Source organism: Streptomyces sp. NPDC086519, from assembly GCF_040686075.1.
Lineage (GTDB): Bacteria > Actinomycetota > Actinomycetes > Streptomycetales > Streptomycetaceae > Streptomyces > Streptomyces shenzhenensis.
In genome coordinates this window covers 89,836-113,177 of the sequence record NZ_JBFBJL010000004.1, presented here as the reverse complement: position 1 = coordinate 113,177, position 23,342 = coordinate 89,836, and the positions used below count along the sequence as shown (strand labels likewise).

The following is a 23,342-nucleotide window of genomic DNA, read 5'->3' as shown; positions in this document are numbered from 1 at the left end:
GCCGGCAGGGGCCATCAGTCCCTGCCGGCGGACGGACAGGCCCGGGCTGCGTATCTCCACAGCCGTATGTCCGGCTTGCCCGCTCAGCCGGTGCGGGTGGCGGCGGCCGGGCGGGCGCCGGAGGCCGCCTGGTCAGCTTGTTCCGGCAGCGGGCGCGGGCGGTCCCGCGGGGCGACCAGCGCAGCGCCCGGGTGCCCGCGGGGTGGGGCCGCCGGCCGGACCGTAGCCGAATCTGATCAGTATGTGCGGATGGCACCGTTTTTGTCGCGGGAGGGCCGCCGCCCGCAGGTCGGGCCATTCCATGGCCTGGTGCAGGAGTGAGGTGCGCAATCCGTGGGCGGTCGCCGTGAGCAGCACGTACTGCAGGGCCTGGCCCGCCCGCAACCAGTCCTCGCGCCGGTCGTGGGACGTCCACAGCAGGGCGATCTGGACATGGCGTTCGAACCACAGGGCGGGCAGGCGGAGAGCGGGCAGCTCACCGACGAAGTCGCGCATCGGCATCCGTGCGGCCGCGTCGGGCGGGCCGAGGGCGGTGACGGGTATGCCGTAGGGGGTGTCCGCTCCCGGGGCGGTGATCCAGGTGCGGGTTTCGGCGGTGCGGTCCGGGTGGGCCAGGTTGCGTGCTTCGGCCACGGCGGTCAGGCCCAGCAGTCGGCGGGTTCCGGCGATGTCCGGTGTGTACAGGTGTGCGCCGGCGGCGCGCGCGGCCGACGCCATCTCCGCGACGATCGGCTCGGGCACGGTCCGGCCGGTGAACGGCATCCGGCTGGTGTGCCGCCGTGCGATGGCCTCGTAGAGACCAGGGTCCGACGGCTGGTCGTCCGCGCCGAGCGGATCGGTCAGTCGTACGGTGGCCAGCAGCCCTGGTCGGCGGGGATCCGGCAGCAGTCTCACCTCCGGCCGCCGGCCCTGGTGGACGGCGGCGAGCCGGAGGTTGAAGACCGCGGCGCCCACCGACAGATACTGGGCTCGGTGCATCGGGTCGGTCAGCGGCAGTGTCCGCTGCGGTGCCGAATGGACCTCGAGTGCCTGGTTGTCGGGGTCCAGGCGGAAACGCCAGGGCTGAGTGTTGTGGATCGACGGGGCCGCCACTGCCGCCGCCAGCAGCGGCTCCACGGTGGCGGCGTCCAGCCGGGTTCGGGTACGCATGTTGCCTCCTCGTTCCTTTCGTCGGGCCGCGGATCAGGTGGCGGGCAGCGCGGTGGCCAGCAGGACGACTCCGAGCGAGCCGACGAGGGACACGACCGCCAGGGTCCGGGCCAGTTCGGAGTGGCCCTTCGCCTGGGCGATGCCGTGCCCGCCCGCGGCGGCCATCACCACCACGAAGAGGGCGAGTTTGGCCGCGAGGGTACGGCCGTACCCGGGTTCGGCGAGGGAAGCCCAGGTGACGCCTTTGTGCCAGGCCATGGCCCAGCCGGTGGCCAGCTGCGCCGGCAGGAACACCGCGCCGGTCAGCATGCCGAACCGGCGGCCCGCCGAGGCGGTGAAGCGGTCCTTGGCCTCCGGGTCGAGCAACTGGCGGGCCAGCGGCAGGATCACCAGGGAGAGGGCCAGTTGGCCGCCGACCCACAGAGCGGCACCGGCCACGTGCACGAACCGCACCAGGGACCACAGACCGACGGTGTCCATCAGCTGCTCACCTCCACCATGCCCATGGCCCCGGCCTCGGCGTGACGCATGTCGTGGTCGACGAAGGAGTAGTGGCCGGCCGCGGGGAACGTCGTCTCGACGAACCCGCCCTGGGCCACGGCCAGGTCCAGCGCCTGAGAGCCGCCGGCGTCGCCGGGTTTCAGCAGGTAGGCGCCTTCTTCGTACACGGTGTCGAAGTCGGTGCCGACAATGTGGAAGGAGATGCCGTCGCTCGGTCCGGCGGCGACCACCCAGAAGCGGGCCCGTTCGCCGGCCTTCAGCTTCAGCGGCTGCTTGGCGTACTGGGCGGCGATGCCGTTGAACACCCAGGCGTCCGGGGTGTCCTGACGCATCTTCGCCACCTGGGCCGCGCTGCCCGGGGTACCGAGGTAGAGCTCGGAGGAGACCAGAACGTACTCGTGTGCGACTTTCGGCAGGCCGGGCGGGTCGATGACGACGGCGCCGTACATGCCGTTGCCCATGTGCTGGAGCATGGGTGCCGTGCTGCAGTGGTACAGCCACGCTCCGGCCTTCTCGGCCCGGAAGCGGTACACCAGCCGCTTGCCGGGCTGGATGGTGCGCATCGCACCGTCCGGGGCGAGGGAGCCGGCGTGGAAGTCGATGCCGTGCCCCATGGTGGGGTCGTCGTCGACGAGGGTGACCTCGAAGACGTCGCCGGCTCTGCCGTGCAGGGTGGGGCCCGGCGCGGTGCCGCCGAAGGTCCACATCTGCTGCTTCACGCCCGGGGCCACCTCGACGGTCCGGCGGACGGCGTGCAGTTCGACCCTGTGGACCGTCCCGCCGGGCGCGGGCGTCAGGTCGGCCGTGCGCGCCTTCCAGCCCTGGGTGAAGTCGGCGGACAGGTCCAGCGCGCCGCCGACGGTGGCGGTCATGGAGTGGCCGTCGCGCGCGCTCGCGCTGCCGGTGGCGCCGGTGACGACGATGTCCATGCTCATCCCGGCCGCCCGGTGGCCCGGCAGGGTGCACCACGCCGCACGGTTCTCGGTGACCGGTCCGAGGTCGAGTACGCGGGTGTGGCCGTGGGCGAGCATCGGGGTGGAGGGACCGTCCTCGACCTTGAGGTCGTGGCGCTGGGCGTCGGTGTTGGTCACCTTCAGCCGCAGATCGGTGCCCGCGGTGACCTGGATCCTGGCCGGGCGGACGCGCATGCCGGCCAGGGTGACGGCGACCGTGCGGGTGGTCCCGGTGCCCGCGCCCGTCGTCCCGGCGGCGCTCACCCCGCCGCTCGGGTCCCCGCCGCTGTTGGCCACGAGCACCGCCAGCACCGTCAGTACGGCACCTGCGGCGGTGCCCCACACAACGGGCCGGCGCGCGACGCCGTCCTGGTCGCCGTCCTGGAGAAGGCCCCGTCCGCTGTGCAGCAGCACCCGCGCCACCAGGGCGAGGAACGCGACGCCGGCCGCCCCGGCGGCCAGGATGCCCGCCGTACCGACGAGATCGGGCAGCGGCAGTGCGAGCAGGACCACACCGAGGTTGAGGGCGGCGAGCCGCAGCACCCAGCCTCGCTCGAGTACCGCCCGCAGTGCCCCCCGGTCCTTGGGACCGCCGGCCAGCACGACGGGCAGCAGGTAGGTGAGGGCCCCGATGAGGACCTGCGCGACGAGGCCGACGAGCAGCACCGGGACCAGGGACCGCATGTCGTCCCGTACTTCGGTGAGCGGCCGGGCGGCCAGAAGCACGAGGTCCACGACCACACCGGCGAACAGCCATCCCGCGGCGGCTGCCAGCATCCACGCGGCGGCCGCCGAGATCGCGGGCCGGCGGCGCACCGTACGGGCGAACAGCTGCACCGCCACGGCGACTCCGGCCGCGTAGCAGGCGAGGCCGAGTACGGCGGTGGGCCGCCATGCGGCCACCAGGCCGGCGGCGGCGATCAGCAGGCCGCCACCGGTCAGCATCAGCACCCGGCGCGCCAGCCGCGTGGTGCGCTCGGCCATGCGCACCCCCAGGACGGTGGGCCACAGCATGAACAGCGTGCCCAGGACCGGCAGTCCGACCCAACCGAGGAGAGCGACGTGCACGTGGGCCAGCTTCAGCCCGGTGTAGTGCCGCGGGCCGGCCTTGCCGGTGGCCAGCAGCCAGCCCAGTACCGCGCCGATGATCAGTGCCGCGGCGGCGGCCCGGTAGTAGTCGGCGATCGGGGCGAGCCGTCCGCCCAGCGCGCCGCGGCCCATGCGGACCAGCACCACCAGGTGCGCGGTGATCGCGGCGATCAGCAGCGCACAGCCGACGCCGGTCAGGACGGGCAGGTCGGCCCAGACGCCGGTGAGGATGCCCAGCGTTGCGGCGTTGACGCCGGCCAGCCGGGCATTGCTCCACCGCCGGTCGGGCAGCGGGGCGTGGAGCATGGCGACGGCGAAGTGCTCGCTCCAGACCACGATGGCGGTGGTGGCGGCGCCGAGCAGGAACAGGTGGACGGCCAGCCAACGGGCCACCGGCAGACTCTGCTGCATGCTCGCCGCCAGCAGCGCGAGCACCCCCCAGGCCGCGACCAGAACATGGGCGGCCAGGTGCCGACCGCGCAGACCGGACGCCTTGAACCTGCTGGGCGGGCGGCCTGCGCCCACGGCCGGGTCATCGCTCTTGCTGTACACGGTGCTCCTTGCCGCCAGGGGCGGCGGCCTGACGGCGACGAACAGGCGATTCCTCGCTGCCGTCACCGGCCAGCAGCCCGGCCAGCTCCCGCCGGTACGGGAAGGAACCGGGCTGGTAGCCGCACCACGGCTCTTCGGCGAACGGGTCGCCGGTCACGCCGTAGGCCCGCGACCGCGAGCCGCCGCAGACCCGGCGGAACTCGCACGCCCCGCACCGGCCCTGGAGCATGCCGGGTGCCCGCAGCCCGGTGAACAGCGGTGAGGTGCGATAGATCGATGTCAGCGGCGACTCGCGCACGCTGCCGGCGCTCAGCGGCAGGAAGCCGCTGGGGTGCACGGTGCCGGTGTGCGAGACGAAGGCGAAGCCGCGGCCCGCGTTGACGTCCAGCGGCGGGCGCCGCACCCGGCGCACTCGCATGTCCAGGCCCAACTCGGCGGCCCGCTCGCGCAGTTCCCGGTAGAGCGGTCCGAGTCCGAGCACCGCCACGTGGTCGTCGCCGGCGTCGGCGAGGATCCGGCGCTGCAGAACGACGCGGCGGAAGTGGTGCGCCTCGGTGGTCTTGGCGGGCACGGTCAGACCCACGTCGTGGACGAAGTTGAGCACGTCCTCCACCTCGGCCGGGGTCAGCGCGCCGAGACCGCGGCCGCGTCCGGTGGGCACCAGGAAGAACGCGCTCCACAGCATCGCGCCGTGGTCGGCGACCAGGCGGACGATGTCAGGAAGGTCGTGCAGGTTGTGCCGGGCGACCGTGGTGTTGATCTGCACCTTCATGCCCAGGGCGCGGGCGGTGTCCCAGGCGTCCAGGGTCCAGCGGAACACGCCGGGCACCCCGCGGAAGGTGTCGTGGATCTCCGCGGTGGAGCCGTCCAGGCTGAGCGAGAGACCGGACGCGCCCGCAGCGTGCACGGCGCGCAGTCGCTCCTCGGTGAGCGTCGGGGTGCCCGAGGGGGAGACGGCGACCCGGACGCCGATCCGCCTGCCGTAGGCGATGAGGTCGGTCAGGTCCGGGCGCTGGAACGGGTCGCCGCCGGTGATCACGAACAGCGGGGCCGGCTGTCCGAAGGCGGCGACCTGGTCCAGCAGGTCCTTGGCGGCGGCCGTGTCCAGCTCGCGCGGGTCACGGTCGGGCACGGCCTCGGCTCGGCAGTGCAGACAGGCCAGCGGGCAGGCCCGGGTGGACTCCCAGATGACGATGAACGGCCGCTCCCCGGCATCGTGCCGCTGAAGGCGAATGGCACGGTCGGTGGCGCTCATCAGACCGCCCTGCCCAGCGCCCTGAGGCTGCGTCCGGCCGCCCTGGAGTCAGGGCAGACGTGGCGGGCGGCCGGACGGTGACCGGCCCGGACCGTGCGCAGCACCCCTGACGGAGGACGGCGGTGGAGACAGCCGCACGGATGCTGGTCGCGGTAGTACACGGGATACCTCCGGATCGGTCGCTGATCAGCATGCGCAGTCGGGACGGACCGGCGCGGCGGCCGAACAGTCCCTCCCGTTGGGCCGACAGGCCCTTGATCCGGTCCGCGCGCCAGGGCCGGACGGCCGCGGGAGCGGGACAGGTAGGTGCCGCGCGCCAGGGCGGTCAAGGCCGGCGCGTATCCGTTCCCAGGGCGTTCGCGGTGGCCACCAGGGCCGCTCCGGCGCCGGTCAGCAGCGCGCCCAGGCCCGTGACCAGCGTGGTCAGATGCCATGCCGGCAGCGGAACCGGCGGCATCAGCCGTCCTGTCCGGCGGCATCCCCGGCCCGCACCGGGGCCCGCCGTCTGGCCCGCACCGAGGACATCCTCACCGGCGTCTCCGGCGGAGCCGCCCTCCGCGCCGGCCACTGGCTGCCGGCCCGGGACCCGCGGCACCGTGCCGCACTGATCGTCGCCGTACCGCCCGGCACCGGAGAGCGCTGTCTCGGCACGGACCTGTTCCAGGCCCAGTACGGGGCACCACGAAGAACGTTCCCCCGAGCAGCCGCAGCGGTCGCGTTTCTTCGATTGATCAGCGCCCCGCCGAGACTGGCCCACCGGCCCTGCAATCGGGACCTTCGGCACCCGCCCCGGACCCGCTCTTCAAGTTAGGTTCAGCCGAATAGTTCCGATGCGGGCAGTCCGACGCGGGCAGAGAGCGAGGCAGGAACATGGCATCGACGGACCGGCGAACCGCGCCGACCATGAACAGACGACTACCCAAGGGCATGGTTCTCGCTGCCGCCGGCGCGGTTGTTGCCGCAGCGGTGGCGAAAGAGCTGCGACAACCGCCGCAGGAGCGGACCTGGACCGGGCGCGTCGTCGGGCTGCCGTACGACTTCCGGCGCCCCACCTTGCACAAGATCGTCCGCGAGTTCTGGGATCCCGACAGCGATGCCTTCTTCACCCCGCACGCGTTCGGCATCGGCTACGGGGTGAACCTGGCCCGCGTGGCGCGGGAGCTGCACCGGTCTCCTTGACCGGGTTCCGGGACGAGCACGCCGCTGCCCGCCACCCGTGCGGCGCGTCGGCGGTCACCGCTCACCCCCGTGGAAAGTTGTCACCATGCAGAAGCTCTCACTCGACGCACTGGTCCGCGAGCACCTGGAACGCGCCGCGGCCGCCTCCAACGGACGCAGCGCCGCCACCGTCCACGGCGGCCACGAACACGTCCTGCGCCAGACCGTCCTCGCGCTGACCGCCGACACCGTGCTCGCCGAGCACGAGAACCCCGGCGAGGCAACCCTGCTGGTGCTGCACGGACGCGTCCGTCTCACCAGCGGCGGCACCTCCTGGGAGGGCCGGACCGGCGACCTGATCACCATCCCGGAAGCCCGGCACAGCCTGCAAGCTGTGGAGGACGCCGCGGTGCTGCTCACCATCGCCAAGACCTGACATCCCGCCGCCATCCGCAGGACCGGGGTGCGGCACGCGCCGGGGAAGCGCCGGCAGAGGCGATCACGGTATTCCCGTTCCTGTGGTGGGTCCCAGCCGTGAGCGGGTTGGGGGGCGGGTTCGTCGCGCCTCCCCCATGTCCTTGGCCTCTCGGCCACCCGTCCCCTGGGCGGCGGGGCGGCTCGGTCCTGTGCTCGGGGCCGGTCGGCCCTGCCCCCTGCCGCCGTCCGAGAGGCAAGCTGACCAGACACCAGCAGTCGGCTCTCCAGGACGAGGTCCGGAGGGGCTGCTACGGCCCATCGGTGCCCGTGCGTTCCGGCATCCGATGACGGACAGGGAAGGAAGGGGGCATGATGCCCGGCATCGTCGGTGAAGTGATGACCGGTGAGGTCGTCCGGGCCCGCCCGGAGACACCGTTCAAAGAGGTGGCACGGCTGCTGGACCGGCACCGGATCAGCGGGCTGCCCGTGGTCGACCACGACGACAAGGTCGTCGGCGTGGTCTCCGAGACCGATCTGATCCGCCACCAGGCGGCCCCGTCCGCCGGCAGCCGCGCCCCGCGGCTCCCGATGCCGGCACCGGGGTACCCGGCCGGCGCGGGGGTGGCCACCGCGGGGGATCTGATGTCCACACCCGCGATCACGGTGCACCCCGAGCAGCAGGTCGCGGATGCCGCACGTGTGATGGAACGCCACGGCGTCGGGCGTCTCCCGGTCGTGGACGAGGAGGACCGGCTGATCGGTATCACCACCCGACGCGACCTGCTGCGGGTGTTCCTGCGTACCGATGAGGAGATCCGCCGGGAAGTCGTCGACGACGTACTGAGCGGCGGCATGGGCCTGACTGCGAACGCCGTGACGGTATCGGTCCGGGACGGCATGGTCACGCTGGAAGGATGCCTGGAGCACGGCAGCGACATACCCGTGGCGATCCGGATGACGTACCGGGTCGACGGGGTGGTGGGCGTCGTCGCCGGCCTGACCTGCCGCCTCGACGACGACCGGGGGCCGGCTCCCCTGCATCCGGGCGCGCAGAGCCGCCGGGTCAGCTGAACCGGCGCCCGGTGCGAGGGGGTGGACACCTCTCCCACCGGGGCATCGGCCACGCTCGCGCCCCGCCTGACGGTGATGCGCCGCAGCCGGTCGCCGGGGGCGTCGGACCGGCTGTACTGGCGGGTCCGGTGCACGCTGCCGGGCATCAGCGCGCGGACGCCGACGTACTGGCCCGCGCACGCCGTCGGCAACGGCGCGTCGTCGGCCGGGCGCAGCAGGAAGGAGGCGACGTCCGCGGTGTCCTCACGCCGCTCGGCCACCCAGGTTCCGGCGGGGACGGCGAACTCGAGCAGCTGCCCGCCCATGGGAGAAAACGACGCCGGCCAGCGCCTTGCTCTGTCCCGCGGCCAAGGTTCCCGGTGGCTCGCCATGGCACGCAGGATTCGGATACAAGGTGACCGCCCTGTCCCGGCCGCGGACGGACCACCAGGCGAACGCGTGAACGGCAGTGCGGTCGATCACTCTGCGGGGCCTGCTCGGACGCTTCGCACGCGAGGCCGATACACATGCGGCCCCCGTCCCTTTGAGTACGGACCCGAAAGGCCGCTCTCCGGGAACTCAGGGGGCGGGCGGAGCAACGAGGGTGTTGTCGCTGCTGCGGCCGGTGAGGTAGTCCGCGACGTTGGCGACGGTGGTCTCGGCGATCTGGCTGACGGCGTCCTGGGTGAAGTACGCCTGGTGCGAGGTGACCAGGACGTTGCTGAAGGTCATCAGCCGTGCGAGGCGCTCGTCGGTCATCACCTCAAGCGACTTGTCGAGGAAGAACACCCCCGCCTCCTCCTCGTACACGTCCAGACCCACCCCGCTGAGCCTGCCGGCGCGCAGGGTTTCCAGCAGGGCACCGGTGTCGATCAGGCCGCCGCGGCTGGAGTTGATCAGGATCGCGTCGTCCTTCATCAGCCCCAGTGTCTTGGCGTCGAGCAGGTGGTGGGTGGCGGGCAGCAACGGCACGTGCAGACTGACCAGGTCCGCCTCGGCGAGCAACTGCTCCCGCTCGACGTACTGCATGCCCAGGGCGACGCAGTCGGGGTTCTCGGCGATGTCCCAGCCCAGCAACCGCATTCCGAAGCCGTGCGCGATGGCTGCGAACGCGGCTCCGATCTTGCCGGTGCCCACTACCCCGGCGGTCCGGCCGCGCAGATCGCGGCCCATCAGCCCGTCGAGCCGGAAGTCGAACTCCCGGGTGCGGTGCGCGGCCCTGACGATACGGCGGTTGACGGCGAGGGCCAGCGTCCAGGCGAACTCGGCCACCGAGTACGGCGAGTAGTACGACACCCGGGCCACCGTCAGCCCCAGCTCCTTGGCCGCGGTCAGGTCGATGTTGTTGAAGCCGGTGGCCCGCTGAGCGATCATCCGAGTGCCGCCCTCGGCCAGCGCCCGCAGCACCTCGGCGTCCAGCGTGTCGTTGACACTGCTGAGCACCACCTCGTGGCCGGCCGCCGTCGGGGCGGTGTCCCGGTTCAGGAACAGCCCCAGACAGCGCAGCTCGTGACGGCCGTCGAACGCGGTGTCGAACGCTGCTCGCAGCAGCGGCTGCTCGTCCACGAGAACTCCGTACGCAACGATCTCCACGTGCACTCCTTGCTGGCGACGACGAGCTCTCCCCCACCTTAGAAGGGCCACTCGCGCCGACGGGCAGCGCGTCGGCTTGCGGGCGCGGTCAGGAGGCACGGAGGACGCCCGGAGACATCGCCGCCCTGGGCCGACATCCGGGCGGGGGTGCGGCCGGCGGTCGGTGCGCAGGGACGGATGGCCCACCCGCCCCGTCTCCATGTGGGAAAGTGCTTCCCCCTTTGACCGCGACGACTGCTCGCTGGAGAGCCCCGCCGGAAACCGGCACGCGACGCGATGACCTTCGGCGTACGCTCCAGGGTGGTCGTCCGCGCTCCCGGACTCGCCGACCCGGGCCCTTTCCCGGCGGCCGGACGGCTGCTCGGCCGGCCGAGTACGGAACCGAGTCCCGGCACCGCACCCGGTGAGGACTTCAGGACGCACGCGTGCCGGGTGGTGTCCACCGCCGGGTGCGGCGCACCGTGAGCACCGGATCCGTTGCCAGGGTACGGCAGGTGCTCTGCCTGCATCCGATCGTCAGCCGCGCCGCGCGCAACCCCAGGGCCAAGGCCGCCTTGGGGCTCGCGCCGCGTACGAGGTGGACGATGAACGCGGACGCCAGCGCGTCCCCGGCTCCGGTGTCATCGGTGCAGGGCCCTGCCTCGGCGGGCAGGGCCAGCGGCACCGGCTGCTCGGTGGAGGCGACGGCGGCGCCGTCCGCGCCCGCGGTCACCACGACCACGCGGGGCCCGCGCCCGAGCAGCCGCCGCGCCTGCTCGACGGGGGTGCCCGGCAGTCCGGTGAGGGCCTGTGCCTCGCCGGTGTTGAGCAGCAGTACGTCGTACAGCGGCAGCAGATGGGCGCGCGGGCCGAAGTCCCGCTGCCGGGTGGGCAGACAGCACATCGGTGTGCCGCTCCGCCGGGCTTCCCGCGACAGCCAGGTGAGCAGGTCCTCGTCGAGTCCGCCCTCGGCGACCACGGCCTTCGCCGCCGACACGGTGCCGGCGAGGACGGGTCCGGCCAGAGGTCGTGCGGCGGCCGGGTCGGGCAGCGCGATGCGGCAGGTGATCTGCCGTCCCCGTTCATCGAGCAGGACGTCCCAGCGGCCTATCCCGTCGTCGGTGCGCCGCACATGGAGCGGCCGTACGCCGAGACTGGTCAACTCCGCCTCCAGATCGACGGCGTCCTGCCCGATCCCGGACAGGCCGGCGAAGACCGTACGGGCTCCGAGCCGCGCGGTGTTGACGGCGATGTTCCGGCCGACGCCGCCGTGGTGCCGCTGCACGCCCCAGACCGGGTCGGTCCGGCCGAGCGTGCCGGTGGCGAAGTACTTGCGGTCGATCACGAGCGAGCCCAGCACGAGCACGTCGTATCCCACATGACCCCCGAACAGTCGAAGAGCGAGGGAGGGCTTGATGCCGGAGGAGACCGGATGCGCCCGGCGCGCCGAGAAGTTGGATCGGCGTCGGAAGAACCTACGGAAAGGCGAGAGGCCCCGCTCGTTCCGACGGAGGTCCCGCCCAATTTATCCGGCCGGGCTCTTCGCCGCCACAAGCAGGGGGAAATGACCCCGTTACCCGCGCAGTTACGGGAGGACCTTTCCTTTTCCCTGGCCCAGGTCGCCCTACTCACCACGCTGGTGACCGCACTCGGTGTGTTCGTGGGCCATCCGGTGCGCCCGCTGCCGCCGCACCGCATGCTGGTCGCGGGCTGGTGGTCATGGGGCCGGCCGGGCTGTTCTGTGCCCGGAGCGACAGCTTCGGTGCGATGCTGGGCGGCCGGCTGGTGGAGGGCGTGGGGCCCTGTCCGCCGGCCGTGGGCGTGGTGGGACTGGTGCTGTTGCGGATCGCCGTACGGCAGCCGTCGTACGGGAGGACGGCTGTGAAGGAGGCGGTATGACCGTCGAGCATGTGATCTTCGACTGGGCGGGCACCCTCACCCCCTGGCACACGGTGGACCTGGCAGGCATCTGGCAGGAAACCGCGGCCGCCCTTGACGGGGTCGGCGCGCATGAGACGTACGAGGTGGGCGAGCGGTTACTGCGGGCCGAGCGGGAACTGATGGCGCGCTCGCGCGCGACCCGGTGCTCGGCCCGGCTCGACAGGGTCTTCGAACTCGCCGGGGTGACACCGGGAGCGCGGGCCCTCGCGACGTACCGGTCGGCCTGGGAGGCGCACACCTTCGTCGACCCGCACGCCCTGGAGGTGCTGGACGGGCTGCGCGAGCGCGGCCTGGGCGTCGGCGTGCTCTCCAACACGCTGTGGCCGGCCGGCTGGCACGAGGAGATCTTCGAGCGGGACGGGGTGCTCGGCTACGTCGACGCCGCCGTCTACTCCAGTGAGGTGCCGTGGACCAAACCGCACCCCGACATCTTCACGGCGGCGATGGCGGGGCTGGGCGCGGCTTCGCCGGACCGGTGCGCATTCGTCGGGGACCGGGTCTATGAAGATGTGTACGGGGCTCAGCAGGCCGGGATGCGGACGATCCTGGTTCCGCACAGCAGCATTCCGGAGGAGGAACTGGGGGCGTACGACGCGGTGCCGGACGCGGTGGTCGGGACGCTCAAGAACGTGTTGTCCGTGGTGGACGAATGGAATCGGACGGCGGTTTGAAAGACGATCCTGTGATCCGGCAGGACGCGCAGCAGGCCGGGCGCACGCCGGGAAAGGCGGCGCCACCCGGCGACCGTGGCATCATCGCGTTCCGTGGCCCGGCGGGCCGGCACCGGCCCGCGGCTGCTCGGCCGGCCGTGCCGACGGGGTGGGGACACCGGGCAGGCGGTACCTCCCGGCGGCCACCGCCACCGCTGCCGCCGTCAGGCAGGCCCAGAGCAGCCACATGCCGGGGCCTGCGGTGTGCGCCGAACCCGCGAGGGCCGTTGCCACCAGGGGCCCGAAACTGGCTATGGTCGCACCGAGTTGGTACGTCACCGCCAGGGCCGAGTACCGGTGCTCGGGCGGGAACATGTCGATCAGGAAGGCCGAGACGGCTCCGTAGACCGCGGCGTGCCCGATCCCCAAAGCGAGGACGAAGGTCAGAATGATCAGTGTCTGGCTGCCGGAGAGCAGCCACCGCGGCGCCACCAGCCCCACCACAGCGCACACCGCGTAGCCGAACAGCATGACGGGCCGGCGTCCCAGGCGGTCGGACAGCAGGCCCATGACCGGGAGCAGCAGGGCCTCCAGCAGCGCTCCGGCCAGCAGCCCGTTGAGCACCTTCGGCCCCTGCCCGGCCGGCGGGCCCGCGGAGGCGTACGACAGCAGGTAGACGGAGTAGACGCTGACGATCATGGCCAGTCCGAGCGAGGCCAGGGCGCCGCGCAGCACGGGCGTGGGCCCCTGCCGCAGCACCCCGGCCAGCGGCATCCGCGCCTGCCTGCCCGCCTTCCGGACCCGCACGAACTCCGGGGACTCCGGCACTCCGCGGCGGACGAACACTCCCACCACCACGAGGCCGATGGAGGCGAGGAACGGCAACCGCCAGCCCCAGGTCAGCAGTTGGTGCTCCGGCAGTTCGGAGACCAGCCGGAACATGACGGTGCTCGCGAACAGCCCCAGCGGAAAGCCGCTCGCCGGAAAACTGGCGTACAGCCCGCGGCGGTTGACCGGCGCGCTCTCCCCGCTCATCAGGACCCCGCCGCCCCACTCGCCGCCGAGGCCGATTCCCTGCAGCACCCGCAGGGTCACCAGCAGGACCGGGGCGACGACTCCGGCCTGCTGGTACGTCGGCAGCACACCTACGAGGAAGGTGGCCGTCCCCATGATGAGCAGGGTGAGCACCAGCATCGACTTACGGCCGATCCGGTCCCCGAAATGCCCGAAGAGGAGGCCGCCGAGCGGCCGGGCGACAAATCCCGCCGCGTATGTGGCGAAGGCGGCCAGCGTCCCGGCCGTGGGCGACCGGCTCGGGAAGAACAGGGGCCCGAGCACAAGTGCCGCAGCGGTGGAGTACAGATAGAAGTCGTACCACTCGATCGCACTGCCGATGGTACTGGCCAGCAGAACTCGACGGGTTACCGAACGACTCGTACCGGAGGGCGTTTCCACCGGAACGTCGATGCTTCTGCCAGTCTTCAAGGGCGACCTCCCCATGTGCTGCGATGATGTGCACGAGGCACTCGTTGCCGCCGTTCACGGCAGAAATGACGGAAAGAGAAACCCGCGCCGGCCGGTGAGCACACGTCAGTCGTCCTCCGCGAGGCGTATCACTCCGGTCGGGCAGAGAAACGCGGCCTGCCGTACGGCGGCGTACTGCGACGCCGGCGGTGCGGCGTCGAGCAGCAGCACCAGGCCGTCGTCATCACGTTGGTCGAACACCTCCGGGGCCGCGATGACGCACTGCCCGCCGCCGCAGCATTTCGCCTCGTCGATCTCTATGCGCACCGTGTTCCTCTCGGCCCGCCGACCGCGTTCGCTCCGGGTGCCGTAGCTCCTCCGGCGGCCACGACCGCCGTCACCACGTCACCGGCAGCGCGTTGACCGAGTACACGACGTTGTCCTCGCGGAAGGAGATGTCCTCCAGCGGCACAGCGAGGCGCAGCCCGGGGAAGCGGTGGAAGAGAGCGGGCAGTGCGATCTGCAACTCGACCTTCGCCATGTACTGCGCGATGCACTTGTGCAGGCCATGGCCAAAGGCCAGGTGGTGCTGCTCCGGGCGGCTGACGTCGAACCGGTCGGGGTTGTCGAAGACGTCGGGGTCCCGGTTGGCGACATGGATGGGGATGACGAGGCCCTCTCCCTTCCGGACGGTGACGCCGCCGATCTCCACGTCCCTGGTGGCCACCCGGCGCAGACCGACGTGCACGATCGACAGATAGCGCAGCAGCTCCTCGATGGCCGCGGGCACCAGTTCCGGTTCGGTCATGAACCGGTGCAGCTGCTCGGGATGGTTCAGCAGAGTGATCACGCTCAGGCCGATCATGCTGGCGCTGCTCTCATGCCCGTTGATCACCAGGAGGGCCGCCATGCCGGCGATCTCCTCCCTGGTCAGCTCCCCGGTACGCAGCCGGTTGACCACCAGGTCGCTGAGCAGGTCGTCGCCGGGACGACGGTTCTTCTCGTCCACGAAGTCAAGGAGGTACTCGGCGATGTCCGTACGGGCGGAGTACGCATCGCCCTCGGTGAGGGACATGTCCCCGATGGACGCGGAGTTGGCCTGGAAGAGATCGCGGTCGGCATGCGGGATGCCGAGCACCTCGCAGATCAGCAGAGAGGGAAGGGGACGGGCGAAGTGGGCGTGGAGGTCGGCCGGCTGCGGTTGCCGCGCCATGGCGTCGAGCAGGTCGTTCGTCAGCTCAGAAATGAGCGGACGCATCCTCTCGATGTTCTTCACCATGAACGTCTTGGTCATCGTCCGACGCACCGCCCCGTACTGCGGCGGGTCCATCTGTGTGAAATTGCCGAGGCTCGGCTTCGGCTTCTCGGCGCGGGGTGAGGGGAACCCCTTCTTGGTGATGTCGGAGCTCATGCTCGTATTGCCGAGCACTTCTCGCATCTCGCGATAGCGGGTCACCAGCCACGCCGTTTCGCCGTTGGCCACGGAAACTCGGCGAAGCGGGCCTTCGGCGCGCCATTTATCGAACTCAATCGGCGGATCGAGAGGGGAATCCCCCCGGCGGAAAGGAAGCGGCGGAGCCGTCACATCGGTTTCGGTCATGGGGGTGGGAACCACCTCAACGCTGGGTCACCCAGGGTGACGTCGACTCTTGGGGGACGGTGCGGCGGGTCCCACCCTCGCCGCTGTCGGCGAGTTCTGGCAAGCACCGCCGTACGGCGCCGGCCCGGTGATTACCGGTGTTCAGCGGGGAATTTTCCTCAGTCGAACACGACGCCCGGTTTCCGCGGTCAGGCCTGCGGGGGTGCCTCGGCGGACAACCGCTGGCCGTTCAGTTCGTGGGGGTCGGCGCGCAGGTCGTAATATTCCACCGTGTCGGTGCCGATCTGCCAGATCACCTTCCGCCGACCGCCCTCACCGTCGTCCTGAAGCCTCACCGCGGCCAGCGGGGACAGGCCGGGGTACTGCCCGTCGGCCCGGCGCTCCTCCGGGTAATAGGTCTCGCTGTACGCGGGCCGGGAGGCACCCTCCCCTCCGGTGCCGAAGAACTCGGTGAGGGACAGTCCGTCGAGGTCGCCCTTGTCCATGCCCAGCAGGTCCAGCACCGTGGGGGCGATGTCCACCAGGCGTACCTGGCCGCCGGCTTCGACCCCGCGGGGCAGCCCCGGCCCGCCGATGATGAGCGGCACATGCTGGGTGGCGTCGAACAGCAGGCACCCGTGCCCCTCCTCGTACGGGTGGCCGAGGGAGCCCGCGTGGTCGTTGGGGTACCACCCCGCCAGGTCCTCACCGTGGTCGGAGAAGCACACGATCAGGGTGTCCTGCCGCGCGTGTCCCCTCTCCTCCATTCCGCGCAGCAGGCGCTGGAGATGGTGATCGCTGTAGGCCACCTCGCCCTCGTAGGGGTTGGCCGCCTCGGAGCAGAAGTTCTCCGGGGGCTCGTAGGGCCAGTGGGCGTCGAAGAAGTGGGCGAAGAGGAAGAACGGCCCCTCCTGCTGCTCCAGCCAGGCCAGGGCACGCTCCACCACCAGGGGCGCACGCTTCAGAGCCAGGCCGCGCTTCTTCACGTCGGGCGTGGTCAGCGGGTCGGAGCCGTCGGGCAGGCGCGGGATCTCGTCGTCGTAGTGGTCGAACCCACGGTCCATGCCGTACCACTTGTTCAGCCCCGGGCAGGAGACCACGGCCCCCGTGGCGTAGCCGGCCGCCTTCAGGCGCTCGGCCAGCGTGGTGGCCTCCGGGGCGAGCCGTTCACGCAGGAGATGGCGGATGCCGTGCCGGGCGGGCTGCAGCCCGGTGAAGACGCTCGCGTGGCTGACAGGAGTGAAGGGCGCCGACGAAATGGCCTGGCGGAAGGTGACACCGTCGCGCCGGAGTGACTCGATGCCCGGCATCTTGCCCGAGTATGCGACATCCGCCCGAACGGTGTCCAGGGAGACGAATAGAATGTTGTGCACGGTTTTTTTCCTTCCCACGCGCCACTGATCAAGCATTGATCGGATATTGATGGGCGACTCGTACGCTGTCTGAGGAGGGGACGTTCCCTCACGGCCGTCGCCGTGTGAATGCGTCTTATGTCCTGGGAATGGGAGGAACAGTGTCGCCTGAGGCGGAAATTGGGCGCAAGGCACCCGAAGAACCGGTACATATGGTCGCCATCGAGTCCCTGTCGATTACGGACTATCCCCGCATCGGGGGGGAAGACGTGAAACATACCCAGTTTCTCCTCTCGTTCGAAACCGAGTTCCCCCCCATTCTTGTGCACCGCTCCACCATGGGGGTCATCGACGGAGTCCACCGGTTGCGGGTCGCCATGCTGCGCGGTCAGCGGGAAATCGCCGTCCACTTCTTCGACGGGTCGGAGGCCGACGCCTTCGTGCTCGCGGTGCAGAGCAACGCGGGACATGGGCTGCCGCTGACGCTGGCGGACCGAACGGCGGCGGCATCCCGTATCGTCCAGTCCCATCCGCACTGGTCGGACCGGGCCATCGCGCGGGTCAGCGGTCTGTCACCGAAGACCGTCGCCGCCATCCGACGGCGTTCGACGGCGGATACTCCGCCGTCGAACTCCCGCATGGGCCAGGACGGCCGGGTCCGCCCGATCAATGCCACAGCCGGCCGGGAACTGGCGGGACGGCTGATCACCGCCAATCCGGACATGCCGCTGCGGAAAGTCGCCAAGGAAGCCGGGATATCCATCGGCACCGCCCACGACGTACGCGAGAGGCTGGCTTCGGGACGCGACCCGGTACCGGAGTCCAAACGGCGCGGAGCCGGTGCCCGAGCAGGCGGCCAACGCGCCAAGGAGGACACGCAGCAGTTGCCGGTGCGGCCGGCCAGTCTCGCCGCCGTGCAGGATCGGGCCCGGAACCCGGCAATTCTCGTGCGGCGATTACTCAGGGATCCGTCTCTGCGTTCGACGGAGACCGGTCGTACATTGTTGCGGCTGCTCGACGCACAGGCTCAGGTCGTGCAGAGGTGGGACCGGCTCGTCAATGGCGTTCCTCAGCACTGTTCGGAGACCATCGCCGATCTCGCGGGTGAATACGCGAGGTTCTGGCTGGAGTTCGCGGCCACATCACGCGCTACCGGGCACGACGGCGAGCGGAAGATCAGCGGCTGAACGCCCGGAGAAAAGCCCGGCCGGAAACTCACCCGTCGCCCGGAAGGGGAACGGACGTCGTGACGCTACCGCTCACCCGCAGGGCGTGCATCGTGATGCCGTCGGCGGCCAGGGCCCTGCTGATCTCCGGCTCCCGGTAGGAGGCGAGACCCGCGTCGGTGAGAATCTGCAGGTCGGTCGAGTGCAGGGGGAGCTCGCCGATCCGTACCTGCCGCACGGCACCGACGTTGTGCCCCTGGAAACCGTCGGGGACCCGGTGGGTCCCGTGCGCGAGGAACCCGAACATCACCAGGTGGTACCGGCCCTCGGCCCACTGCCCGGTGAACTCGTACACGGCGAACGGTGAGCAGGAATCCACCCGGCAGCCCGTCTCCTCGTACGCCTCGCGGACCGCTGCCGCCCCGGCGGACTCGCCCGGCTCGATACCGCCGCCCGGCAGCAGCCAGTTGTCCGCGTACGGCCCCTTCAGCTGGCGGACGAACGTGATGGTGCCGCCCGGTCCGGGCAGCACCATCAGGGAAACGGGCAGGATGCGGGAGAAGCGGTTGGTCACTGTGCGCGTTCCTCAGTCCTTGGTCAGTACTCGACGGGGCGCCCGGCCGGCGGGATGACCAGCGCGAGCCCCAGCCGCTCGCCCTCGATTCTGCCCTTGCGGTGGTACGGCTCGCGGTGACTGACGAAACCGTGGGTCGCCAGGGCCTGGCCGATGCTGCTGAGATCGGGCCCGCACAGGAACAGCTTGCAGCGGACGTCGAACCGCATGGCCTCCCGCACGAGTTCCAGGCTGGGCGCGTCGGTCTCGATGGACACGACGAACTCGCCGCGCGCCTCCAGCGAGTAGCGCACCGACCGGACCGGCAGACCAAGCCCGGAGAGGTGCGCGTACATCAGATACTCGTTCTGGAAGCTCATCAGGGTCAGTCCGGACTCCGCACCCGCGACGATACTCGGCCACGGGGCTCCCGGGCGGGCGGTCACGCCGGTGATGTCGAGAACGAATCCCTGCCGTTGTTCCACGTAGTAGCCCTTGAACTCGCCGAACGGGCCCTCGGTTTCGCGCTCGCAGCGCACCAGGCCGGTGAGGACGTGCGTGGCGTCGGCGGGAACGGGCGGTGTGCCGCTGACGGTGACCTCACCGCGCAGCAGGCGCGAGGCGATCTGGTAGTCGTTGCCCTCGGCGGGCAGCCGGGAGGCGGCGACCACCGCATAGACCGGGTCCGCGCCGAGAAAGACCGAAAGCGGCATGGGCGTACCCGCGGCACCCCACGCCATGAGGTTGCGGTGGGCGTCGGTGCGCGGATCGAGGAAGATCCGGGCCCGGCGGGAGGACACCACCTGCACGCAGTAGAAGCCGAGGTTCACGTCGGAGCCGTCCGGCCGGGTCGTGACCCCGATCCCGGCGGTCACATACCGTCCGCCGTCGCCCGGACGGTGCTGGAGGACGGGCAGGTCGTCCAGGCCGCCCAGTTCCACCCGTCCCGGTGGCGTGGTACCGCCCGCCGCGGGCGCGGTTCCGGTGGGCACGGGCAGCACCGGGTGCGGCGCCGCGGCAAGACGGGCGGACATCTCCTCCAGCCGGCTGCCCTCGTCCGTGCCGAGCGCCGCGAGCAGGACCGCCCGCGGATACGGGTGCCCGAGGACCTGCGTCCCGGGACGGTCCGTGATCCGGGTGAAGACCGTGGTGGGCCGTGCACCGTACTGCTGTTCCAGCTCGGCCAGGGTGCGGGCCACGTCCACCTCGGCACTGAGCGGCCGGTCGCAGGTGTAGACGTCCACCGCCCCGTAGCAGGCGGGCAGTCCGGCCTCGGCCGGTGCGACGCGGGTCAGCCCGCTGCCGGCGAAGGCTCCCGCCCCGCGTCTGCTCACGGCGCCTCGTCCAGCGGAAAGGGCCGGACTCCGGGGGTGCGGCTCCATCCCTGTTCCCAGGGGAAGACGACCCAGTCGTCGACGACCGCCGGGCAGTAGTCCGGCACGAATCCGCTGCGGTGGTTGCGGACCAGGGCCGCGAACCGCAGGTCCGCGGCCTCGAAGCCCGCCGCCAGAAGGTGCGAGCGGACCACGTCCGCGGTGGCGCCGGTGCCCACGATGTCGTCCACGACCAGCACCGGGGTGCCGGGTTCCAGAGCGGGGCCCTCCTGCTCCAGCAGTGGGGGCTGCTTGGCCGCGTACTGGCTGTCGTCACGGGTGCGGCGGACCCGTACGACGCGCATCACGGGCGCGTCGAGGACACAGGTGAGATAGCTCGCGGCGACCAGTCCGCCGCGCGCCACCGCGAGGACCGCACCGGGCACGAACCCGTCGGCGCGCAGGGCCGCGGCAATCCGGTCGAGTGCCGTCCGCAGGTCGTCCCAGCCCAGCTCGTAGGGGCCCTGCCGGGTCCACATGCCAGGCTGCTCGGCGACCGCGGCGGTGGGGCCCGCCTGCTCACGCCCGTTCACTGTGCACCGCCTCGGCGACATGGTCGATCTCGATGTGCTCGGTCCGCGCGCGGACGTGCGGGGTGTTCTCGACCTGGCCGGCCGCGGTGACTCGGACGAACTCGGCCCGTTCACGGAACGCGTCGAGCCCGTCGGCGCCGGAGTAGCTGAGCGCCGACTGCACACCGCCGGTGAGCTGCCGCAGGGTCCGGGTCAGCGGCCCCGTGTAGGCGAAGGTGGCCTCCACCCCCTCCGGCACGTAGTCGTCGACCTCCTCGGCGGTGATCTTCTGCCCGGCGGCCCGCCGCAGCGTCAGTTCCATGCCGAGCGACACGAAGCCGCGGCTCGTCTTGTACCGGCGCCCGTCGCGTTCCGCGGGCAGCGCCTCGCTCTCCGCGGCGCCCGCGAGGAGACTGCCGAGCATGACCGCGCAGGCGCCGGCTGCCAGCGCCTTGGCGATGTCCCCGGCGTGCCGGACGCCTCCGTCAGCCACAACCCGCACCCCGTGCCGGGCGGCCTCGGCGGCACAGTCCAGGACGGCGCTGAGCTGCGGTACGCCCGTGCCCGCCACCAGCCGCGTCGTGCACACCCCGCCCGGCCCGATGCCGACCTTGACGATGTCGGCACCGGCCTCGGCGAGATCGCGGGTGCCGGCCCGGGTGGCGACGTTGCCCGCCATCAGCGCCAGCGCGGGATAGCGACCGCGCAGTTCGGCGACGGATTCCAGGACCTGGTCGCTGTGGCCGTGCGCGACATCGACCACCAGCAGGTCGGCCCCGCCCTCGACCAGCCGTGCGGACCGCTCCCGCCAGTCCCCGGTCACCCCGACGGCGGCACCCGCCGCCAGCCGTCCCATGGCGTCCAGCGTCGCGCCCGCCGCCCGCTCCTGTGCGGTCGGCTCACGGGCCTTGACCGCCTGGAGCTGGTCCGCCTGCTGGTCGACGGTCTGCATCCGGTGCAGCACGCCCAGCCCGCCGTTGAGGGCCATGCCCACGGCCATACGGTCACCCGTGCACCACTGCGTGTTGGCGGACAGGACGGGGATGCGCAGCCGCAGGCCGGGCAGCAGCTCGGTGCTCAGGTCGGCATGGCGGCGGCTGCGCAGCGCGGTGCGCTGCGGCACGAGCAGAACATCGTCGAAGCTGAGCCCGGTCCGCAGCTCTTCGGTGACATGCATCTGGTGTTGCGGTCCTCTCTGCCCCGTGCGCCGAAGTCAACGGGCGCCGGTCACTGGGCGGCTGGCGGCTGGAGTGTGAGGAACTCCGCTCGTACGGCGGGGTCGTCGAACGCGCCCCGCCAGGCGACCGTGGTCATCGTGGCTGGGCTGCGGATGCCCCGCATGGCCATGCACAGGTGCTCGCCGCGGCACAGCACGGCGACGTCCGCGGAGGCGGTGAGCTTGGCCACCGCGTCGGCGATGTCGGAGGTCAGCCGCTCCTGCAACTGCAGTCGGTGGGCGTGCTGGTGGACGATCCGGGCGAACTTGCTGAGCCCCAGCACCTGCCCCTGCGGCCGGTACCCGATGGTGACCCGGCAGGAGAACGGCAGCAGATGGTGTTCGCACAGGGACCAGACGTCGATCCCGGAGACCGCGACGGTCTCACTGCTGGCCGACTCGAAGACGGTCTCCAGCGTGCCCGGCTCGTACTCGGTGAACTCCCGCCACCAGCGTGCCCAGCGTGCCGGTGTCCCCAGGAGTCCTTCGCGCTGCGGGTCCTCACCGAGCTCCAGCAGCAGCTCCCTGGCGATGCGCTCCAGGGGGTCCGGCTGAGGCCGGCCGGTGTGCCCGGCTCGGAACGGTGTCGAAGTGTTGAAGTCGCGGCCCATTCATACCCCCCGCTGGTTTCCCCACAGCGTCACGTGCAGCCTCCCGGTCAGATTCCATTGACGGGCCACGACCGGATCAGCGAGGACCCGCAGCCCCTCGGCGATCTCCTCCGGCGACTGGCCGCGCGGCATGATCCAGATGTTGTCCAGTGCGTACGCCCGGACCAGCTCCTCGACCTCGACGAGGTCACCCGGCCCGGCGCACACGAACTTGAAGCAGGTGCCCGGCAACGCGTTGAAGGCGGTGAGCGTGCCCGGCACGAGCCGCCGGCGCCCGGCGACCCCGGAGTGGGCGAGCTTGGGCGACACGTTGAACCGCACTCCGGCGGCGACCAGTTCCGGCAGGGGCGCGACGGTCCCGTTGGTCTCGATCTCCACCTCACGGCCGTCCGCGCGTACCGCCTGGATGACGGGCAGCAGCCGCTCCTGCTGGCTCAGCGGCTCACCGCCGGAGACGACCACGAGACCGGTACCGAGCGCGGTCAGCCGCTCGGTGACGTCCTCGACGGCCATCGGATGCAGCTCGTCAGCCGGCTGGTGCGCGACACCGGACTCCGAACTGCCGGTCCAGTCCCATGTGTACGGCGTGTCGCACCACGTGCAGGTCAGGTTGCAGCCGCCGAGGCGGAGGAACGCACACGACCGGCCTGTGGACGGACCCTCACCCTGGACGGACTCAGGTGGGGCCGAAGATTTCGTTGACGACGAGCTTCGGCCTGTCCATGTGCCCCACCTCCTCGTAGCTACGCGGCGGGCCGGTAGGTGGCCCAGGTCTTGGGTGTCTCGGACACCCGGACCGCGGTCATTTCCGGAAAATCCTCGCACCATTTCTCGTGCACCCAGCGGGCGAGGTTCTCCGCGGAGGGATTGCGCTCCCGCAGGACGTCGTTCAGGTGACGGTGGTCCAGGACCTCGTCGATCCACTTCTTCAGCGAGTCCAGTTCCCGGTAGTCCCGAACGAACCCCGCTTGGTTCACCGACTCGTCCGCGCAGGAAAGTTCCACGACCAGCACGTAGTTGTGCCCGTGCAGCCGGGTGCACGGATGGTCCGGCGGCAGGTGCGCCAATTGGTGGCTGGCCGAGAAATGGAACTCCTTGGTGATAGACAGCATTCGCTACTCCTTTTCACCCGGGGTTGCCTGCAAGAATGACCGGCCCAGGAGCTCGGCGGTGGCGTGGCATGCGAGGTGTCGGGACGCGGCTGGAAAAGGCGTGGCTCCAAGATTTAA

The 23,342-nt window shown here is 71.2% G+C and carries 23 protein-coding genes; 6 read left to right on the top strand and 17 right to left on the bottom strand.

Annotated elements, in window-relative coordinates; translation table 11 throughout:
• Positions 1 to 132: 132 nt before the first annotated feature.
• Genes AB0P24_RS06230 through AB0P24_RS06215 form a run of 4 tightly spaced genes read right to left on the bottom strand, consistent with a single transcriptional unit; the run spans position 133 to position 5,499 of the window.
• On the bottom strand, positions 133 to 1,149 hold the full coding sequence (locus AB0P24_RS06230) for a hypothetical protein (RefSeq protein WP_365791037.1): 1,017 nt from the start codon (positions 1,147 to 1,149) through the stop codon (positions 133 to 135).
• 33 nt (positions 1,150 to 1,182) lie between these two features.
• A complete protein-coding gene (locus AB0P24_RS06225) occupies positions 1,183 to 1,629 on the bottom strand; it encodes a hypothetical protein (protein ID WP_365791036.1) in 447 nt (148 codons plus the stop codon).
• Positions 1,629 to 4,244, bottom strand: a complete 2,616-nt coding sequence (locus AB0P24_RS06220) for a multicopper oxidase domain-containing protein (RefSeq protein ID WP_365791035.1) — start codon at positions 4,242 to 4,244, stop codon at positions 1,629 to 1,631. Before AB0P24_RS06220 ends, AB0P24_RS06225 begins: the two co-directional genes overlap by 1 nt.
• Positions 4,225 to 5,499, bottom strand: a complete 1,275-nt coding sequence (locus tag AB0P24_RS06215) for a TIGR04053 family radical SAM/SPASM domain-containing protein (RefSeq protein WP_365791034.1) — start codon at positions 5,497 to 5,499, stop codon at positions 4,225 to 4,227. The genes AB0P24_RS06220 and AB0P24_RS06215 overlap by 20 nt, the downstream gene beginning before the upstream one ends.
• A gap of 870 nt (positions 5,500 to 6,369) precedes the next feature.
• On the opposite strand from AB0P24_RS06215, the gene AB0P24_RS06210 reads away from it, so the two are divergent.
• The 3 genes from AB0P24_RS06210 to AB0P24_RS06200 all read left to right on the top strand — a co-directional run bounded on the left by AB0P24_RS06210 (position 6,370) and on the right by AB0P24_RS06200 (position 8,145).
• Positions 6,370 to 6,678, top strand: a complete 309-nt coding sequence (locus AB0P24_RS06210; protein ID WP_365791033.1) for a DUF5808 domain-containing protein — start codon at positions 6,370 to 6,372, stop codon at positions 6,676 to 6,678.
• Between the two features lie 85 nt (positions 6,679 to 6,763).
• A complete protein-coding gene (locus AB0P24_RS06205) occupies positions 6,764 to 7,093 on the top strand; it encodes a cupin domain-containing protein (RefSeq protein ID WP_365791032.1) in 330 nt (109 codons plus the stop codon).
• A 353-nt stretch (positions 7,094 to 7,446) separates the two neighbouring features.
• Positions 7,447 to 8,145, top strand: coding sequence for a CBS domain-containing protein (locus AB0P24_RS06200; protein ID WP_365791139.1), 699 nt, complete (start codon positions 7,447 to 7,449; stop codon positions 8,143 to 8,145).
• 558 nt (positions 8,146 to 8,703) lie between these two features.
• On the opposite strand, the gene AB0P24_RS06195 is transcribed toward AB0P24_RS06200, so the two are convergent.
• The gene (locus AB0P24_RS06195; protein WP_365791031.1) at positions 8,704 to 9,717 is read right to left on the bottom strand and encodes a 2-hydroxyacid dehydrogenase; all 1,014 of its coding nucleotides are present in this window, start codon (positions 9,715 to 9,717) and stop codon (positions 8,704 to 8,706) included.
• Positions 9,718 to 10,129: 412 nt separating this feature from the next.
• Positions 10,130 to 11,074, bottom strand: coding sequence for a PfkB family carbohydrate kinase (locus AB0P24_RS06190; protein ID WP_365791030.1), 945 nt, complete (start codon positions 11,072 to 11,074; stop codon positions 10,130 to 10,132).
• Between the two features lie 341 nt (positions 11,075 to 11,415).
• Between AB0P24_RS06190 and AB0P24_RS06185 the strand changes: the two genes are divergently transcribed.
• Together AB0P24_RS06185 and AB0P24_RS06180 are read left to right on the top strand one after the other, a co-directional pair.
• Positions 11,416 to 11,595: a hypothetical protein gene (locus AB0P24_RS06185; RefSeq protein ID WP_365791029.1), complete on the top strand. Its 180-nt coding sequence runs from the start codon at positions 11,416 to 11,418 to the stop codon at positions 11,593 to 11,595.
• Positions 11,592 to 12,308, top strand: a complete 717-nt coding sequence (locus AB0P24_RS06180; RefSeq protein WP_365791028.1) for an HAD family hydrolase — start codon at positions 11,592 to 11,594, stop codon at positions 12,306 to 12,308. Before AB0P24_RS06185 ends, AB0P24_RS06180 begins: the two co-directional genes overlap by 4 nt.
• A gap of 81 nt (positions 12,309 to 12,389) precedes the next feature.
• Here AB0P24_RS06180 and AB0P24_RS06175 read toward each other — a convergent pair whose 3' ends face one another.
• From AB0P24_RS06175 to AB0P24_RS06160, 4 genes are all read right to left on the bottom strand, one after another.
• On the bottom strand, positions 12,390 to 13,772 hold the full coding sequence (locus AB0P24_RS06175; RefSeq protein WP_365791027.1) for an MFS transporter: 1,383 nt from the start codon (positions 13,770 to 13,772) through the stop codon (positions 12,390 to 12,392).
• 105 nt (positions 13,773 to 13,877) lie between these two features.
• Positions 13,878 to 14,078: a ferredoxin gene (locus tag AB0P24_RS06170; protein ID WP_365791026.1), complete on the bottom strand. Its 201-nt coding sequence runs from the start codon at positions 14,076 to 14,078 to the stop codon at positions 13,878 to 13,880.
• A gap of 70 nt (positions 14,079 to 14,148) precedes the next feature.
• Positions 14,149 to 15,162 carry a cytochrome P450 gene (locus AB0P24_RS06165; protein WP_365791025.1) on the bottom strand — a complete coding sequence of 338 codons (1,014 nt, stop codon included), beginning with the start codon at positions 15,160 to 15,162 and terminating at the stop codon, positions 14,149 to 14,151.
• Between the two features lie 377 nt (positions 15,163 to 15,539).
• Entirely contained in the window at positions 15,540 to 16,703 is a 1,164-nt protein-coding gene (locus AB0P24_RS06160) for a sulfatase (RefSeq protein ID WP_365791024.1), read from the bottom strand.
• Between the two features lie 191 nt (positions 16,704 to 16,894).
• Here AB0P24_RS06160 and AB0P24_RS06155 point away from each other — a divergent pair, with 191 nt between their 5' ends.
• Complete coding sequence (locus AB0P24_RS06155; RefSeq protein ID WP_365791023.1) at positions 16,895 to 17,869, top strand: ParB/RepB/Spo0J family partition protein; 975 nt, start codon at positions 16,895 to 16,897, stop codon at positions 17,867 to 17,869.
• A gap of 28 nt (positions 17,870 to 17,897) precedes the next feature.
• On the opposite strand, the gene AB0P24_RS06150 is transcribed toward AB0P24_RS06155, so the two are convergent.
• From AB0P24_RS06150 to AB0P24_RS06120, 7 genes are read right to left on the bottom strand one after another with little or no spacing between them, the layout of a single operon-like run.
• The gene (locus AB0P24_RS06150; protein ID WP_365791022.1) at positions 17,898 to 18,422 is read right to left on the bottom strand and encodes an NUDIX hydrolase; all 525 of its coding nucleotides are present in this window, start codon (positions 18,420 to 18,422) and stop codon (positions 17,898 to 17,900) included.
• 23 nt (positions 18,423 to 18,445) lie between these two features.
• A complete protein-coding gene (locus AB0P24_RS06145; RefSeq protein WP_365791021.1) occupies positions 18,446 to 19,735 on the bottom strand; it encodes a UbiD family decarboxylase in 1,290 nt (429 codons plus the stop codon).
• The gene (locus AB0P24_RS06140; RefSeq protein ID WP_365791020.1) at positions 19,732 to 20,307 is read right to left on the bottom strand and encodes a phosphoribosyltransferase family protein; all 576 of its coding nucleotides are present in this window, start codon (positions 20,305 to 20,307) and stop codon (positions 19,732 to 19,734) included. Before AB0P24_RS06140 ends, AB0P24_RS06145 begins: the two co-directional genes overlap by 4 nt.
• A complete protein-coding gene (locus AB0P24_RS06135; protein WP_365791019.1) occupies positions 20,294 to 21,463 on the bottom strand; it encodes an IMP dehydrogenase in 1,170 nt (389 codons plus the stop codon). Before AB0P24_RS06135 ends, AB0P24_RS06140 begins: the two co-directional genes overlap by 14 nt.
• Positions 21,464 to 21,513: 50 nt before the next feature.
• Positions 21,514 to 22,113 carry a GTP cyclohydrolase I gene (gene folE, locus AB0P24_RS06130; protein WP_365791018.1) on the bottom strand — a complete coding sequence of 200 codons (600 nt, stop codon included), beginning with the start codon at positions 22,111 to 22,113 and terminating at the stop codon, positions 21,514 to 21,516.
• Entirely contained in the window at positions 22,114 to 22,941 is an 828-nt protein-coding gene (locus tag AB0P24_RS06125) for a 7-carboxy-7-deazaguanine synthase QueE (RefSeq protein ID WP_365791017.1), read from the bottom strand.
• Positions 22,857 to 23,225, bottom strand: a complete 369-nt coding sequence (locus AB0P24_RS06120; RefSeq protein ID WP_365791016.1) for a 6-carboxytetrahydropterin synthase — start codon at positions 23,223 to 23,225, stop codon at positions 22,857 to 22,859. The genes AB0P24_RS06125 and AB0P24_RS06120 overlap by 85 nt, the downstream gene beginning before the upstream one ends.
• Positions 23,226 to 23,342: the final 117 nt, after the last annotated feature.